Here is a 15,994-nt window from a genome sequence, read left to right as displayed (position 1 = left end):
ATGAGATGGAAAAAGCAGTTATTAACACTGACTCCATATCAGCCAGGTAAATCAATCGAGTCAGTAAAAAAACAATATAAATTAGATCAAATTGTTAAGTTAGCATCAAATGAGAACCCTTTTGGGTGCTCGAAGAAGGTTCTTACTGCATTACAAAATTCTCAACCAGGTTTTGCTATTTACCCTGATGGCTATATGACAGGTTTAAGAGAATCAGTAGCTTCATTTTTAAAAGTAAACCAAGATGAACTTATATTTGGTAATGGCTCGGATAATATTATTCAAATCATTTCAAGGGCGTTATTGCATCCGGGAGCAAATACCGTAATGGCGACCCCTTCCTTTTCACAATACAAACATAATGCTGTGATTGAAGGAGCAGAAATAAGGGAAATTCCATTACTTGATGGGCAGCATGATTTGGAGAGAATGGCAGCTGCCATTGATGATAATACAAATGTAGTTTGGGTTTGCAGCCCTAACAATCCAACAGGTACATATGTATCAGAGAATAGATTAATCGCATTTTTAGATAAAGTTCCTTCTCATGTTTTAGTTGTTTTGGATGAGGCCTACTATGAATATGTATTTGCAGATGATTATTACGATTCAATAGAATTAACAAAAAATTATCCGAATTTAATTGTGCTGCGAACCTTCTCGAAAATTTATGGTCTTGCTTCATTAAGAGTAGGGTATGGAGTTGCTAATCCTTCGATTATTCAAGCGCTGGAACCTGCAAGAGAACCTTTTAATGTTAATTCTTTCGGACAGGCTGCGGCAATAGCTGCAATTGAAGATCAGGAATTTGTTCAAACCTGTAAGGAGAAGAACAAACAAGGTTTAGCTCAATTCTATGACTTCTGTAAGCGGTATGATTTAAACTACTATCCCTCTCAAACTAATTTTATTTTAATTGATATAAATGCTGATGCTGATTTAGGATTTCAATTTCTATTGGAAAGAGGCTATATTGTCAGATCAGGTAAAGCTTTAGGATTTCCTTCGGCTTTAAGAATTACTGTGGGCTCAGCTGAACAAAATGAGGGTGTCCTCAGAGCCTTAGGTGAATTTTTATCAAAACAACAAAATTCTGCTAAACTGAGTGGAATATAGGGGGACTACCAATGGAAGGCCGAGTGTTTGTTATTGGACTTGGATTAATTGGCGGTTCATTAGCTTTATGTATAAAAAAAGAACATAAAAAGGCTATTATTATTGGCTATGATATTCATCTAGAACAGGCCAGGCTTGCAAAAATGCTAGGTGTGGTAGATGAAGTAGCTGGAGATATTGCTGAGGGTGCAAAATCTGCAGATTTAATAATCATTTCGGCACCAGTGATAGAGACGGAAGCTATCCTTCAGATTTTGTCGGAACAGCAGTTAAATTCAGATGTAATCATTACTGACACCGGAAGTACAAAAAGTAAAATTGTTGCCAATGCAAAAAGCCTTGCGCAAAGAGGATACACCTTTATCGGCGGGCATCCAATGGCTGGATCTCATAAAAGTGGTGTGTCAGCTGCAAAAGAAATTCTCTTCGAAAATGCTTTTTACCTGCTTACGCCAGAGCCTCATATTGAGGGGGCAAAAGTGGAAGTCTTAAAGGATTGGCTCAAAGGGACAAATGCGAAATTTTTGAGTGTAACACCTGATACACATGATTATTTAACTGGGATCGTTAGTCATTTCCCTCATATTATTGCAGCTTCGATTGTCCGGCAAACGGAAAGGCTAGCGGAAGAAGAAAGTCTTATTCCACGGTTAGCAGCAGGCGGGTTTCGGGATATTACTAGGATTGCTTCGAGCAGCCCGGAAATGTGGAAGGACATTTTGCTGCATAATCGTAAGGTATTAATAGATTTGATTGATCAGTGGAAAGAAGAGATGGATTGGGTGAAGGGGATCCTTGAGGAAGAAAATGGCGGAGAAATTTATCGCTATTTTCAACAGGCTAAGCAATACCGTGATGGTCTGCCGTTAAGAGAAAAAGGAGCAATACCTGCCTTTTATGATCTCTTTGTAGACGTTCCCGATTATCCTGGTGTCGTATCTGAGGTCACTGGATACCTTGCAAAAGAAAATATTAGTATAACAAATATTCGAATATTAGAAACTCGAGAAGATGAGATATATGGGGTACTAGTTATTAGTTTTCAAACAGAAGAGGATCGCGAGCGGGCAGAAAGATGTATTCATTCCTGCTCAAGCTACGCTACCTCGGTGGGAACATAAATTGATTGAATATAGGTGATGAAATGGAATTAATAGAATTGCAGCCAACTATGAAAGGTCTAAAGGGTATGATAGAAATACCTGGAGATAAATCAATTTCACATCGTTCCGTTATGTTCGGTTCAATTGCACAAGGTGTTACAAGAGTTACTAATTTTCTTCCTGGAGATGATTGTTTAAGTACGATCTCCTGCTTTCGAAAGTTAGGCGTTGTAATTGAGGAAAATGACAATGAACTTATCATTTATGGAAACGGATTTGACGGTTTAAAGGAACCTGATGAAATATTAGATGTTGGAAATTCGGGGACAACCATTCGATTATTATTAGGAATTTTAGCGGGAAGACCATTCTTCTCTTCGATTATTGGTGATCACTCTATCGGAAAAAGACCTATGACTAGAGTAACAGAGCCGCTTCGCAGTATGGGCGCGCAAATTGATGGCCGTAATAATGGCGAATTTACTCCTCTTAGTATTCGAGGCGGGCATTTAAATCCAATACACTATAATATGCCTGTGGCAAGTGCTCAGGTGAAATCGGCGCTAATCCTTGCCGGGCTGCAAGCTGAGGGAGAAACGATCATTATCGAAAAAGCTGAGTCACGTGATCATACAGAAAGAATGATTCGGAAGTTTGGCGGCCAAGTTCATAAAAATGACCGCGAAATCACGATAAAAGGTGGTCAAAGGCTTATTGCTTCAGATATTCTTGTTCCTGGAGATATTTCTTCTGCAGCGTTTTTCCTTGTCGCTGCTGCAATTGTTCCTAATAGTGAAATTGTGTTAAAGAATGTTGGCCTTAATCCGACAAGAACTGGTATCATTGAGATTATGAACAAAATGGGAGCCAATTTGGAGATTTCTCAGAATGAAGCAGATTCCTTTGAACCAGCAGGTGATATTACGATTAAAACATCAAGTCTAAGAGGAACAGTGGTGGAAGGTGATGTTATTCCTAGACTTATTGATGAGATTCCGATTATTGCCCTGTTAGCGACACAGGCGGAAGGAACAACGATCATTAAGGATGCGTCAGAGCTAAAAGTAAAAGAAACCAACAGAATTGATACGGTTGTTCAAGAGTTAACGAAGCTGGGAGCTTCAATTGAAGCGACAGATGACGGTATGATTATTCATGGCGGCACGACTCTAACAGGCGGGAAAGTGTCTAGTCATGGCGACCATAGAATTGGAATGATGCTTGCCATTGCTTCACTGCTCTCGAAGGACATAGTTGAACTTGAGAATCCAGACGCCATTTCTGTGTCATATCCAAACTTCTTCAACCATTTAAATAGCCTTAAAAACTAAAGCTGCCATTTGTGCAGCTTTCTTTATTTTTGGAATAGTTTTAAAGGATGCCTCATAGCTTGTCTTTAAGAAGGATAGCTTGGAAAGAGGTGGCAGGATGGATTATATTATTGAAAATGCCAATATCCTAAAGGAAACGAAACTAACAAAATCATCGCTGTTGATTAAAGGAAACCACATAGCTGCAAAGCGAGATCAAATTCATCAAAAAAATTATATGAAAATGAATGCAGAATCTTTCATTATGACCCCATCTTACGTACTTCTAGATTCAAGTATTCCTTTGAATGCGTCCTTCCAGGAGTTTCGAAAATATATGATTGAGAATTTCCTTTTGAAAGGCTGCACCACATTACTTACCTATATCCCGGTCTCTTATGAAAGTGATCTAATGAAAAAGATAAATGATACAAAAACAGCGCTCAATAGCAGTCCAATTGATTTTCTTATAGGTGTTAAAATTCCACTTCGGCTTTTGACTCCTTCCTTTATAAGACAGTGTAAAAAAGAAAAGGTTCCTGCAATCTTTATTGATGTCGATGACCTCGATGAATTAGAAAAAATTCCATGGGGCTGGATAAGGGAGGCTCTCTTTCCGTATAATTGTCCGCTTGTTCCAATAATTTCTAATAATATAAAGAAGGATGCAAAGAGGGCTTTGTCGAAATGGAAGGTTATAATGGAAATTGGGAAAATTCCTGCAATCCTAGAGGAACTAAGTGAGAATCAACCATTATCGCTGCTAGTGCTGAACAAAATTGGTTTATATCCACAAAAAGCAAGTTTACTGCATGGAGCGGAATTAAGTTATAATTTATTTCTCAAAGGTAGAGAAATCATGAATGTTGATGAAGTGGCGTTATTTCTTTATCATAGTAATAGACTTGTAGTTACCGTTAATAAGGGAAAAGTAATACGAGCAGGGGAAGAGGTTTTATTTAAACCTGGATATGGAGAATATGTTAGGGTGCGAACCCCGTCTTATTTTGCATTTAGTTAATTAAGGGACGAAAGAGGATAGAGATCATGGACAGAGTAAATAAAATTATAACAATGTTGGAAAACGGTCAACATATTGAAGCGATAAATGAATATAATGTTGTATTAACCAAAGGTAAGCCGGATGAAAAGTTCCTCCTTGCAGAAGAATTGCTGCAGTTTGGATTTTTATCTGAATCAAAGGCACTAGTTGAAAATCTGCTCACTATCTATCCTGAAGAGGGTGAACTCCTTGTCCTGCTAGGTGAAATATTAGTGGAGTCCGGTGATGAGGAGCAAGCAATTCTAGAATTAGAAAAAATATCTGAACATGACCCCAGCTTTGGACAATCTCTGTTGCTGTTAGCGGATCTTTATCAAGTTCAAGGTTTATTCGAGGTATGTGAAAGGAAACTGCTTAAAGCAAAGGATATCTTGCCGGATGAGGTTGTTATCGACTTTGCCCTTGGTGAACTCTACAGCGAGCAAGGTGAAGTAACGAAGGCACTGAAGTCATATGAAGCAGTTTTGAAGGAGTATCATGAGATTGCAGGGGTAAGTGTTTATCAACGAATGGCAGAGCTCCTAAGTGCCTCAGGAGAATTTGAAGAAGCTTTATTTTATTATGACAAAGCTATTGATGAGAAATTAGAAATTAATACACTATTTGGTTACGCCTTTACAGCACTTCAAGCAGGATATAATCGGACTTCAATTGAAAGGTTTGAGGAACTAAAAGAGCTGGACCCAGAATACCATTCCCTGTATCTGCATTTAGCGAAGGCATATGAACGGGAAGAGGAACTTGAAAAAAGTCTATCCGCCATACAAGAAGGAATTAAGCAGGATGAATTTAATAAAGATTTATTTTTCTTCGGTGGTAAAATTGCCATTAAGCTCGCAAAGCCGGAACTGGCCGAACAGTATTTCCGCGAGGCACTTGCTTTAGACCCAGGCTTTACAGAAGCTGCGCTTACACTAAATAAGCTCTTTTTTCAGCAAGAAAGGTATGAAGACGTCATTGATTTAATCTCACAGCTGGACTTTGTTGATGATGAAGAGCCGCAGCTTCTTTGGGACTCAGCTCTTGCATATGAGAAGTTAGAGGAATATTCCTATGCATTAGACAAATATGAAAGTGCATATACTTTTTTTAAGAATAATGAAGCATTTTTGAACGATTATGGATATTTTCTAATTGAAGAAGGAAAAAACGACCTTGCTGCCGAAATTTTTAAACAGTTACAAAAAGGTGATCCAACAAATGGAGAATATGCTGATTTGCTTGACCGTCTATTAAGTAGAGAGAATTAATAAAAAGCTGAATATACAGAGGAGGGAAACTATATATGGCAACCCCTGTTTCTGTCAACGAGAAAAAGGACTTTATTCGTTGGTTTTTAAATCATTATCAATTAAAAAGAAGAGAGTGTGTTTGGATTCTTAATTATTTAATGAGTCACGACCAATTAATGGAGAAGGTTCACTTTGTAGAGCAAGCACAGTATTGTCCGCGTGGTTTAATTATGTCAACTCACTGCGTTGATAAAGTACCATTTCGCTTTTATAAAGAAAATGTTATGACAACTGATGCTGAAAAATCCTTTCATGATATTCGGTTAAATCGTGACGAAGATATTTTTATTCAATTAAACTTTCATGCTTCTAATCAAGCGCATCAATATGCAGCCGTATTAGAGGAAAACCCATTTGTTCCAAAACACCTTCAAGTAAATGAAAAAGACGGTATTGTAGCAGAACAATTTTTACAAAACAGCATTGAACGGTTTCAACGGGAAAAGCTGCTTCAATTAATTGATGAAGCACTTGATAAGCAGGATAAAACAGCTTTCCGTGCCTTAACAGAGAAGCTAAATCAATTAAAAGAAACAGAGCAAAATGGAAGCCTGCGATAAGCAAGCTTCCATTTTGTATGAAAACTATCTTTTCCCTCATTTTCTTTTGCTGTAATCTAATAAAATGATATGATAGGAGTAATGATGAGAAAAGGACAGGTGTCATAACATGAAGTGGGTTTCAAAGGATATAGAAACATATTCAACCGCAAAGGAATACGTAGATACAGCAGTCATTCCCATATATTCGGTTTCATTTGGGAATGAAATGAAGCAATCTGCCTCGAATGCAGAATTTATTACATTACTTACTACATACCTTGAAAGACAATTTACTGGGCGATTGTTGTTGGTCCCGCCTTTTACATACTTAAAAAGTGATAATCAAGAAGACATTCTTCAGCAGTTGAAGAAATGGGAAGAAAATATTGAAACAAGTGAGTTTAAACATATTTTTTACATAACGACTGAAATTGATTGGAAAAACTTTGAGAAGGAGCTTACCGGTTCATTAATATGGCTGCCGTCGCTGCCGCTGGAGCATTTGAATGATTCACAAAAGATATCTATGGTAGAAAGCCAAGTTAAACAGCTCTTAAGTCTATTCACGCAAAAATGGCACGAAAATTTATAAAATTCTTTGCGTATTAATATGTTTTTAAAATAGTATGATATTGACCTAGGAAAAACTTTGATATATCATTGTTATGTCCTAGTTTTATATGTGTTTAATTTATGTCCGATGGACTTAACTTGTGAATAGAGGGGGGATAAGCATGAGTAAGCATCGCGTATCAAGAAGACAATTTTTAACCTACACACTTACAGGGGTAGGGGGATTTATGGCAGCTGGAATGTTAATGCCAATGGTTCGGTTTGCAATTGATCCAGTATTAACGGCAGAAGCAGGTGGAGATTTTATTGCAACTCCATTGAAAATTAAAGATATCACCAATGAGCCGCAACGAGTTGATTTCACGTTTGAGCAAAAGGATGCTTGGTATACTTCAGACGTTACAAATACTGCCTGGGTTTATAAGGATGAACAGGATAACATAGTTGCCCTATCTCCAGTCTGTAAACATTTAGGCTGTACAGTTGCTTGGGGTACAGATAAAGCACATCCAGATGAATTCTTCTGTCCATGTCACTTTGGACGGTATACAAAGGATGGCACAAACGTTAAGGGAACTCCACCAATTGCACCGCTGGATGTATATCCAATTCAAGAAAAAGACGGTTTACTTTATTTAGGTAAAGCTGAGCCTAAGACAAAGGAGGCGTAATCATTGTTAAACAAAATTTACGATTGGGTAGATGAACGTTTAGATATTACGCCTTTGTGGCGGGATATCGCAGATCATGAGGTTCCTGAGCATGTCAATCCAGCGCATCACTTTTCTGCGTTTGTTTACTGCTTTGGCGGTATGACGTTCTTTGTTACTGTTATTCAAATACTTTCTGGTATGTTCTTAACCATGTACTATGTACCAGATATCAAAAACGCGTGGGAATCCGTATTCTACTTACAAAACCAAGTGGCTTTCGGTCAAATCGTACGCGGAATGCACCACTGGGGTGCTAGTTTAGTTATTGTAATGATGTTCTTACATACATTACGCGTTTTCTTCCAAGGCGCATACAAAAAGCCTCGTGAACTTAACTGGATTGTTGGAGTACTTATTTTCTTCATCATGCTGGCTTTAGGTTTAACAGGTTATCTATTACCTTGGGATATGAAAGCGTTGTTTGCTACAAAGGTTACACTTCAAATTATTGAAGCAGTGCCGTTTATTGGTGTTCACCTGAAAACGTTACTGTCGGGTCATGAGACGATTGTTGGTGCTCAAACCTTAACTCGTTTCTTTGCGATTCACGTGTTCTTCTTACCTGCTGCTTTATTTGGCTTAATGGCAGCTCACTTCATGATGATTCGTAAACAGGGTATTTCTGGACCACTATAATACTCTACATCTGATTCCGAACTACTTATAATCTTAATTTACGAATAAAGGAGGGGGATTGTTCGATGCATCGCGGTAAAGGAATGAAGTTCGTTGGTGACTCACGTGTATTGGCACCTGAGGCCCGTACGAAAAAGAATATTCCAAAGGATTACTCAGAATACCCTGGTAAAACAGAGGCATTTTGGCCTAACTTCCTTTTGAAAGAATGGTTGGTAGGTGCTGTATTTCTAGTCGGTATTTTATGTTTAACAGTTGCACATCCTAGTCCACTTGAAAGGATTGCAGATCCGTCAGATACAGGATATGTTCCAATGCCTGACTGGTATTTCTTGTTCTTATATCAATTACTGAAGTATGAATTTGCGGCTGGACCATATACAGTTGTTGGTGCTATGGTTATCCCTGGACTAGCATTTGGGGCACTATTATTAGCTCCATTTTTAGACCGTGGACCAGAACGACGCCCAAGTAAGCGCCCTTTTGCAACTGGCTTTATGCTTTTAGCTTTAGCAGCGATTACATTTTTAACATGGCAGTCTGCTTCTACCCATGATTGGGAAGCAGCAAAAGAATATGGTAAAATCGTAGCAACCGCTGACATTGATAAGACAGCAGAAGAATACAAAATTGCTTCAGATAATACTTGTTTATCTTGTCACGGTGATGCCTTCCAAGGTGGGGCAGCTGCACCAACTTTAGTGAATACTGGTTTATCTGCTGAAGAAATTGCAAAAATTGCAAAAGAAGGTCAAGGAGCTATGCCTGCTGGGATTTTCAAAGGTGACGACGAACAGCTTAAAAAGCTTTCTGAATACATTGCAAACCTAGGGAAAGAATAAAACATCGTAAAAGCTGACGAAAACTCGTCAGCTTTTATTATTAATAAATGAAAAGAGGAATACAAGTGAAATGGATTTATCCTCTATTAGCCAATAGATCATTTTTACTATTATTGTTGATAATCAATATTGCCGGAACGATTTATGGGTATGTGTGGTATGGCTGGCAATTAAAAGAAACACCTGCTATTTTTCTTATTTTTGTTCCTGACAGTCCAACTGCTAGTTTGTTTTTTGTTTTTGTAATCGCTGCCTTCCTTTTAAAAAAGAAATGGCCGCTTATGGAAGCACTTGCGATTGTCACTTTATTTAAGTATGGAATCTGGGCTGTCGTAATGAATCTCCTAGTTTTCTTCGTTCAAGGAGAGCTGGATTGGATTGGCGTGATGTTAATTTTTTCTCATTTTGCAATGGCAGTTCAAGCAATACTATATTCTCCCTTTTATCGTTTTAAATGGTGGCACCTAATAGTCACCGCAATTTGGACACTACATAATGACGTGATTGACTATGTCTTTTTCATGCTTCCTCGATATCATATGCTAAATGAAGTTACACCTCAAATTGGTTATTTTACCTTTTGGTTATCGATTCTTTCAATAGGTATTGGCTATTATTTTGTAATACGCCCGAATCGATTTAAACTAGAGTTAAAATAGTTTAATGATAGGATAAAAGATGGTCTAACCTTGTCCACCCTTTCATACATTTTATTAGTAATGATAGGGGGGACAAGGTTTGAAGTATAAATGGTTACTACTATTCTTAATTGTCATTATGCTCACTCCCATGACGGTAAGTGCTCATTCGCACACGCCGATAGAGAAGCTTGATAATATCTCTGATGAAGCACTGCAAATGATTAAATTTCAGAGATATGAAGATGGCAAAAAGCTATTGAGTTATTTTTCAAATCAATTCACGGATATTTCCAGCAAAGAACATCCTTTTACGGTGGACGAATTGAGAATTATTACTGTATCCCATGATGAGGCAATGGAGGCAGCTGCCAGCTCAAATATGGAATACGAGGAAAGAGTCCAAAGACTTACAAAGTTTCGTTTAGTGGTTGATGCAATTGCTACAAGTCATCAACCACTATGGACAGAAATGAAGTCTCAAATTATGACTGCTTTCCAGGATGCAAGAGAAGCGGCCATCACAGGTGACTCTGCACATTTCCACTCTAATTTTAATACGTTTATGTCCTTATACAATGTTATTTATCCAAGTATGAAAATTGATGTCTCTGCAGAAAATATTCAAAGAATAGATGCTCGAATCAATTTCATTGATGAATATCGTTCAGAGGTTGTTCATAATCAAAAGAGCCAGCAGGAATTAGAAGGTCTGGAAATGGACTTGAAAAATCTCTTTGAAAATATGGACGAGGATGAGGCGGATCCATCACTCTGGTGGGTAATCATTTCAACAGGCAGCATTATCATTTTAACGTTATCTTATGTAGGCTGGAGAAAATATCAGGGTGAAAAAGAAAGTAAAAAGAATCGTTCCAGAGTTCATAAGGATTAAACTATTCTCTGAACTATCACCAAGAATAAATGTCATCGTTAGAAAACTGGAGGTTCAACATGGCGTTCCTAGTTTATTTTCTTATTATTATGTTAGTACCTCTTTGGGCTCAATTTAGGGTTAAGGGTACTTTTGTTAAATACTCTCGTGTACCAAACTCGACCAATCGAACAGGGGCAGAAGTCGCTAGGGAAGTTCTAAACGCAAACGGTCTTTTTAATGTTGGGGTTGAAGAGGGAAGGGGATTTCTGAGTGATCATTATGATCCTAGGACAAAAACAGTAAGGCTGTCTCCGGACAACTTTCATGGTCATTCAATAGCTGCTGCTGCTATCGCTGCCCATGAATGTGGACATGCAATCCAGGATGCACAACGATACGCTTTTTTACGTTTTCGCCACGCTTTAGTTCCAGTTGCCAATATTGGTTCAAACTTCTCGTGGGTACTTGTTTTAATTGGAATCTTTTTTCAAATGAGCGGGCTGTTGTTACTAGGAATTGTTTTTATGGCAGCGGCAGTTCTTTTTCAGGTGATTACTTTACCAGTTGAATTTAATGCCTCTAATCGTGCAATGGACCAAGTGGTTTCGTTAGGTCTAATCCGAAATGAAGAAGAACGGAATGCTAGGAAAGTTTTAAATGCAGCCGCATTAACATACGTAGCAGCAGCAGCCGTAGCTGTTTTGGAGTTATTAAGGCTAATTCTTATCTTCACTGGAATAAATAGAAGCAGCGAATAAGTGGGCGCTGCAAGCTCGTTATATAGAAAAGGCAATGTCCAAAAATGGACATTGCCTTTTCTATATTTCGATTGGTTTTTTATTTTCATCTAGTGTAAAGCCTTCTCCATGGACATCATGGACTACCGTGACTGAAACAAAAGCATGTGGATCTACGGAGGTAATTAGATTTTTTAACCGAACAATCTCGTTTTTAGCCACCACACAATATAAAACTTCTCTCTCTATTTTGGTGAAAGACCCATACCCCTTTAGAACGGTAACGCCTCGATCCATTTCTTCCATGATTTTTTTTGATATATCTTCATTTCGTTCAGAGACAATCATTGCCCCTCTTGCAGTATAGGCACCTTCTTGAATAAAATCTATCACTCTTGCTCCGATAAAAACAGCGACCAGGGTATACATAGCCTGTTTATAGTTGAGATAGGTAAGAACAGAAGCAGCAATTACACATATATCGAAGATAAACATGGTTTTTCCCATACTCCAGCCTGCGTATTTCTGAACAAGTCTTGCGATGATATCGACGCCGCCAGTCGTGCCGCCATAACGAAAGATAATTCCCAATCCAATACCTAGAAAGACCCCTGCAAATAATGCTGCCAGCGTTAAGTCATCCTTTAGAGGCATATCAATGGAATATCGCTGGAATATCCATAAAAAAACGGATAGACCTACCGTCCCAAGAAGCGTATAAATAAAGGCATTCCTGCCAAGCAATTTCCAGCCAATAAAAAAGAGAGGGATATTTAAAATTAAATTTGTATAAGATGGATCCCATTTGAACATGAAGTAAAGAAGAAGGGTTATACCGGTAAAACCACCTTCTGCAAGTTTATTCTGCATATTAAAATTGACAAGTCCAAAAGCCATGATGGCTGTCCCAATCAAGATAAATAAAATATTTTTCATTTTAAGACCAAAAATCATAATCTTTCCTCCACTTCCTCTATTCCCCAATATCCAGCGGCTTTTATTATAGCGAATTAACGTTAGAAGAGCAATTTTGCTCAAGAAGGTTTATACTAGATACAAAAATATTTGTAAAAATGACTTATTTTGGCTAATGTATTTAGTAGGTGTTTTTGTAATTAGTAAAAGAGGTGAATATGTTTGGTCAATGGGAAATCTGTCAAAGTCCTGCAAAAGGAAGTAGATACATACATAAGTCAATTTAAAGAAGGATATTTTAGCCCCCTAGCGATGGTTGCACGGTTAACAGAGGAATTGGGTGAGCTTGCTAGAGAAGTCAATCATTATTATGGTGAGAAACCAAAGAAATCCACTGAAACCGAAAAGGCTATCGAGGAGGAGTTGGGAGACCTTCTATTCGTTATCATATGCTTGGCCAATTCATTAAATATTGACTTGGAAGAAGCACATGACTTTGTCATGAATAAATTTAATACCAGGGACAAAGACCGCTGGACAAGGATAGAGAACAAGGATGGGGAGTGAGAGCATGAATCCGGTAAAAATTGTTATTGCGGGTCCAAGGGGACGGATGGGAAGTGAAGCCGTCAAAATGGTATCCAATACAGAACACTTTAAATTAGTTGCAGTTATTGATTATAAATATGAAGGTCACATGTTAAGTGACCTAGAGGGTTTCCACTCTATAAATAATGTACCTGTTTTTACGAATATTGAAACATGCATGCAAAATGTGGAGTCTGATGTGTTAATTGATTTGACTACACCAGAGGTAGGGATGCATCATGCCAGAACGGCCCTACAGTATAACGTGAGGCCTGTGGTAGGGACCACTGGGTTTACTAAAGCTGATTTAGATGAGCTGGAAGGAATATGCAGGGACAAAAAACTAGGGTGTATTATTGCTCCTAATTTTGCACTTGGTGCCGTTTTAATGATGAAGTTTTCACAAATGGCTGCAAAATATTTTAGTGATGTGGAGATCATTGAATTACATCATGACCAAAAATTAGACGCTCCTTCTGGTACGGCAGTGAAAACTGCGGAAATGATTACAGCTGTGAGAGAATATAAACACCAAGGACATCCAAATGAGAAGGAAACAATAAATGGTGCTCGGGGTGCAGAGCTCGACGGAATGCATATTCATTCTGTTAGATTACCAGGACTTGTTGCGCATCAGCAGGTTTTATTTGGTTCAGACGGCCAAACCTTATCCATACGTCATGATTCTTATAATCGGGCTTCCTTTATGTCTGGTGTAAAGATAGCAGTAGAAACAGTAATGAAACAAGATAATTTTGTATATGGACTGGAAAATATTCTAGAATAGGAGCAATACTCATGAATATCGCCTTAATCGCACATGATAATAAAAAAAATGACCTTGTTCAATTTGCAACAGCATATCAAACCATTTTTTCTAAGCACACCCTTTTTGCTACAGGTACAACAGGACTTAGAGTACAAGAAGCAACTGGTTTACCTGTTACAAGATTCCAATCCGGTCCTCTTGGAGGGGATCAGGAAATCGGTGCGATGATTGCCAAGAATAAAATGGATGCTATTTTCTTTTTTAGAGATCCACTTACAGCTCAGCCGCATGAACCTGATGTAACAGCACTCGTTCGCCTCTGCGACGTTTATTCTATTCCACTTGCTACAAACATGGGAACAGCTGAACTATTGATTAGAGGCTTAGATGAGGGCTTCTTAGAATGGAGAAATATTGTTCATAAAAACGGTGAAAGTGATGAACAATAAACCCTTACATATTTTAGCGTTTGGTGCTCATGCCGATGATGTAGAAATTGGCATGGGAGGCAGTATCGCAAAACTGACAGCTCAAGGAAAAAGAATTGGGATTTGTGATTTAACGGAAGCGGACCTTTCATCGAATGGGACGATAGAGATAAGAAAAAAGGAAGCAAATAAAGCAGCTGAGATATTAGGAGTGACTGAAAGATTGTCACTTGCATTTCCAGATCGAGGCCTGCTGATGCAGGAGGAATTTATCAGGAAGATTGCTTTCGTAATAAGAAAGTATCAACCGCAAATTGTCTTTGCTCCCTACTTTCTTGACCGTCATCCTGATCATGGCAATTGCGCCCGCCTTGTAGAAGAGGCGGTCTTTTCTGCGGGAATAAGGAAATACCATACAGAGGAAACCCAAGCACCGCATAAAGTTTCAAAGGTGTATTTTTATATGATAAATGGCTTTCATAAGCCTGATTTCACTATAGACATCTCTGATAGTATGGGTGATAAAATTGAAGCTTTGAGAGCATATAAAAGCCAATTTGAGCAAACAGAAAATAGTGTGAACACACCGTTAGTAAATGGCTATATAGAAACTGTTGAGGCTAGAGAAAGACTATTTGGACAACAAGTTGGAGTTGATTATGCAGAAGGGTTTAAATCCAAGGTGCCAATTCTGCTTAATCATGACTTGATCGGAGATTAATAATGAAAAAATTAAAAATTGGAATAACCTGTTATCCCACTGTTGGCGGATCAGGAGTAGTAGCAACAGAATTAGGAAAAATGCTTGCAGAGAAGGGACATGAAATCCACTTTATCTCGTCTAGCATGCCCTTTAGACTTAATAGAATTTACCATAATATCTTTTATCATCAGGTAGAGGTAAATCAATACTCTGTTTTTCAATATCCACCTTATGATATTGCTTTAGCCAGTAAAATGGCTGAGGTTGCGAATAGAGAACACTTAGATATTCTCCATGTTCATTATGCCATTCCACATGCTGTTTGTGCGATTTTGGCCAAACAAATGTCCACGGTGGATGTGAAGATTGTAACAACCTTACACGGAACGGACATAACGGTCTTAGGTTACGATCCTTCTCTCACAGCCGCAATAAAATTTGGAATCGAGAAATCAGATGTAGTAACGGCCGTTTCAAGCTCCTTAATTGAGCAAACACACGAGCTTATTCAGCCTGATAAACAGATTGAAACAGTCTATAACTTTATTGATGAGAGAATCTATCAAAAAAAGGATGCAGACCATTTAAAGAAAGAATTCGGGATTAAGGAAAATGAAAAGGTTGTTATTCATGTTTCAAATTTCAGACCAGTTAAACGCGTTCAGGACGTGGTAGAAACGTTCGCAAGAATTGCTGAAGCAATGCCAGCAAAACTATTGTTGGTAGGTGATGGTCCAGAAATGACACCTGTGTGCAGGTTAGTAAAGAAACTAGGATTAACAGACAAGGTCCATCTTCTTGGGAAACAGGAAAATCTGGATGAATTATATTCAATAAGCGATTTGAAGCTCCTGCTATCAGAAAAGGAGAGTTTTGGGCTGGTGGCTCTTGAGGCTATGGCATGTGGTGTTCCGTGTATTGGAACAAATGTTGGAGGAATGCCTGAGGTCATTCAGCATGGAGTAACGGGATATATTTGTGAATTAGGGGATATAGATGATATTTCTTCGAAAGCAATTTCTCTTTTAACTAATCAACAAATACATGAACAATTTGCGAATAATGGGGTTTCTGTAGTTAATACAAAATTTAGGGCCGAACAAATTGTCGGGCAATATGAGCAATTATATTATAAGCTCTTAAACTAAG

The 15,994-nt window shown here is 38.2% G+C and carries 19 protein-coding genes; 18 read left to right on the top strand and 1 reads right to left on the bottom strand.

What is annotated here, in order from left to right:
- From hisC to H0184_RS06250, 13 genes are all read left to right on the top strand, one after another.
- A complete protein-coding gene (hisC, locus tag H0184_RS06310; RefSeq protein ID WP_221822683.1) occupies positions 1-1,116 on the top strand; it encodes a histidinol-phosphate transaminase in 1,116 nt (371 codons plus the stop codon).
- An 11-nt stretch (positions 1,117-1,127) separates the two neighbouring features.
- On the top strand, positions 1,128-2,237 hold the full coding sequence (locus H0184_RS06305) for a prephenate dehydrogenase (protein WP_221822666.1): 1,110 nt from the start codon (positions 1,128-1,130) through the stop codon (positions 2,235-2,237).
- A 23-nt stretch (positions 2,238-2,260) separates the two neighbouring features.
- Positions 2,261-3,550 carry a 3-phosphoshikimate 1-carboxyvinyltransferase gene (aroA, locus tag H0184_RS06300; RefSeq protein ID WP_221822663.1) on the top strand — a complete coding sequence of 430 codons (1,290 nt, stop codon included), beginning with the start codon at positions 2,261-2,263 and terminating at the stop codon, positions 3,548-3,550.
- A 97-nt stretch (positions 3,551-3,647) separates the two neighbouring features.
- Positions 3,648-4,550 (top strand): hypothetical protein, encoded by a 903-nt coding sequence (locus H0184_RS06295; protein ID WP_221822661.1) that lies wholly within the window; start codon positions 3,648-3,650, stop codon positions 4,548-4,550.
- A gap of 26 nt (positions 4,551-4,576) precedes the next feature.
- On the top strand, positions 4,577-5,842 hold the full coding sequence (locus tag H0184_RS06290; RefSeq protein ID WP_221822660.1) for a tetratricopeptide repeat protein: 1,266 nt from the start codon (positions 4,577-4,579) through the stop codon (positions 5,840-5,842).
- Positions 5,843-5,877: 35 nt separating this feature from the next.
- The gene (locus H0184_RS06285; RefSeq protein ID WP_221822658.1) at positions 5,878-6,444 is read left to right on the top strand and encodes a ReoY family proteolytic degradation factor; all 567 of its coding nucleotides are present in this window, start codon (positions 5,878-5,880) and stop codon (positions 6,442-6,444) included.
- A 109-nt stretch (positions 6,445-6,553) separates the two neighbouring features.
- Complete coding sequence (locus tag H0184_RS06280) at positions 6,554-7,018, top strand: YpiF family protein (RefSeq protein WP_221822656.1); 465 nt, start codon at positions 6,554-6,556, stop codon at positions 7,016-7,018.
- A gap of 136 nt (positions 7,019-7,154) precedes the next feature.
- On the top strand, positions 7,155-7,670 hold the full coding sequence (locus H0184_RS06275; protein WP_221823103.1) for a QcrA and Rieske domain-containing protein: 516 nt from the start codon (positions 7,155-7,157) through the stop codon (positions 7,668-7,670).
- Positions 7,671-7,673: 3 nt separating this feature from the next.
- The gene (gene qcrB, locus H0184_RS06270; protein WP_179156925.1) at positions 7,674-8,348 is read left to right on the top strand and encodes a menaquinol-cytochrome c reductase cytochrome b subunit; all 675 of its coding nucleotides are present in this window, start codon (positions 7,674-7,676) and stop codon (positions 8,346-8,348) included.
- A gap of 65 nt (positions 8,349-8,413) precedes the next feature.
- Complete coding sequence (locus H0184_RS06265; protein ID WP_221822654.1) at positions 8,414-9,190, top strand: menaquinol-cytochrome c reductase cytochrome b/c subunit; 777 nt, start codon at positions 8,414-8,416, stop codon at positions 9,188-9,190.
- A gap of 65 nt (positions 9,191-9,255) precedes the next feature.
- On the top strand, positions 9,256-9,849 hold the full coding sequence (lhaT, locus tag H0184_RS06260; protein ID WP_221822652.1) for a lipoprotein heptaprenylglyceryl N-acetyltransferase LhaT: 594 nt from the start codon (positions 9,256-9,258) through the stop codon (positions 9,847-9,849).
- Positions 9,850-9,928: 79 nt separating this feature from the next.
- Positions 9,929-10,723, top strand: a complete 795-nt coding sequence (gene ypjB, locus H0184_RS06255; protein ID WP_260631467.1) for a sporulation protein YpjB — start codon at positions 9,929-9,931, stop codon at positions 10,721-10,723.
- 59 nt (positions 10,724-10,782) lie between these two features.
- Complete coding sequence (locus H0184_RS06250; RefSeq protein WP_221822651.1) at positions 10,783-11,463, top strand: zinc metallopeptidase; 681 nt, start codon at positions 10,783-10,785, stop codon at positions 11,461-11,463.
- 60 nt (positions 11,464-11,523) lie between these two features.
- Here the strand turns inward: H0184_RS06250 and H0184_RS06245 are convergent, their stop codons facing one another.
- The gene (locus tag H0184_RS06245; protein ID WP_221822649.1) at positions 11,524-12,396 is read right to left on the bottom strand and encodes a YitT family protein; all 873 of its coding nucleotides are present in this window, start codon (positions 12,394-12,396) and stop codon (positions 11,524-11,526) included.
- Between the two features lie 183 nt (positions 12,397-12,579).
- On the opposite strand from H0184_RS06245, the gene H0184_RS06240 reads away from it, so the two are divergent.
- Genes H0184_RS06240 through bshA form a run of 5 tightly spaced genes read left to right on the top strand, consistent with a single transcriptional unit; the run spans position 12,580 to position 15,993 of the window.
- Complete coding sequence (locus tag H0184_RS06240; protein WP_221822647.1) at positions 12,580-12,924, top strand: nucleotide pyrophosphohydrolase; 345 nt, start codon at positions 12,580-12,582, stop codon at positions 12,922-12,924.
- Between the two features lie 4 nt (positions 12,925-12,928).
- Positions 12,929-13,732, top strand: a complete 804-nt coding sequence (gene dapB / locus H0184_RS06235) for a 4-hydroxy-tetrahydrodipicolinate reductase (RefSeq protein WP_221822646.1) — start codon at positions 12,929-12,931, stop codon at positions 13,730-13,732.
- A gap of 11 nt (positions 13,733-13,743) precedes the next feature.
- Positions 13,744-14,163: a methylglyoxal synthase gene (mgsA, locus tag H0184_RS06230; RefSeq protein ID WP_221822645.1), complete on the top strand. Its 420-nt coding sequence runs from the start codon at positions 13,744-13,746 to the stop codon at positions 14,161-14,163.
- On the top strand, positions 14,153-14,863 hold the full coding sequence (gene bshB1, locus H0184_RS06225; RefSeq protein WP_221822644.1) for a bacillithiol biosynthesis deacetylase BshB1: 711 nt from the start codon (positions 14,153-14,155) through the stop codon (positions 14,861-14,863). Before mgsA ends, bshB1 begins: the two co-directional genes overlap by 11 nt.
- Positions 14,864-14,865: 2 nt before the next feature.
- Positions 14,866-15,993, top strand: coding sequence for an N-acetyl-alpha-D-glucosaminyl L-malate synthase BshA (gene bshA, locus H0184_RS06220; protein WP_221822643.1), 1,128 nt, complete (start codon positions 14,866-14,868; stop codon positions 15,991-15,993).
- The last annotated feature ends 1 nt before the right edge of the window (position 15,994 follow it).

It is taken from the genome of Neobacillus niacini, from assembly GCF_019749295.1.
In the GTDB taxonomy this organism is placed as follows: domain Bacteria; phylum Bacillota; class Bacilli; order Bacillales; family Cytobacillaceae; genus Neobacillus; species Neobacillus niacini_D.
Note: the sequence above shows the minus strand (reverse complement) of the source record. Positions and strands in the feature narration are given on the sequence as shown.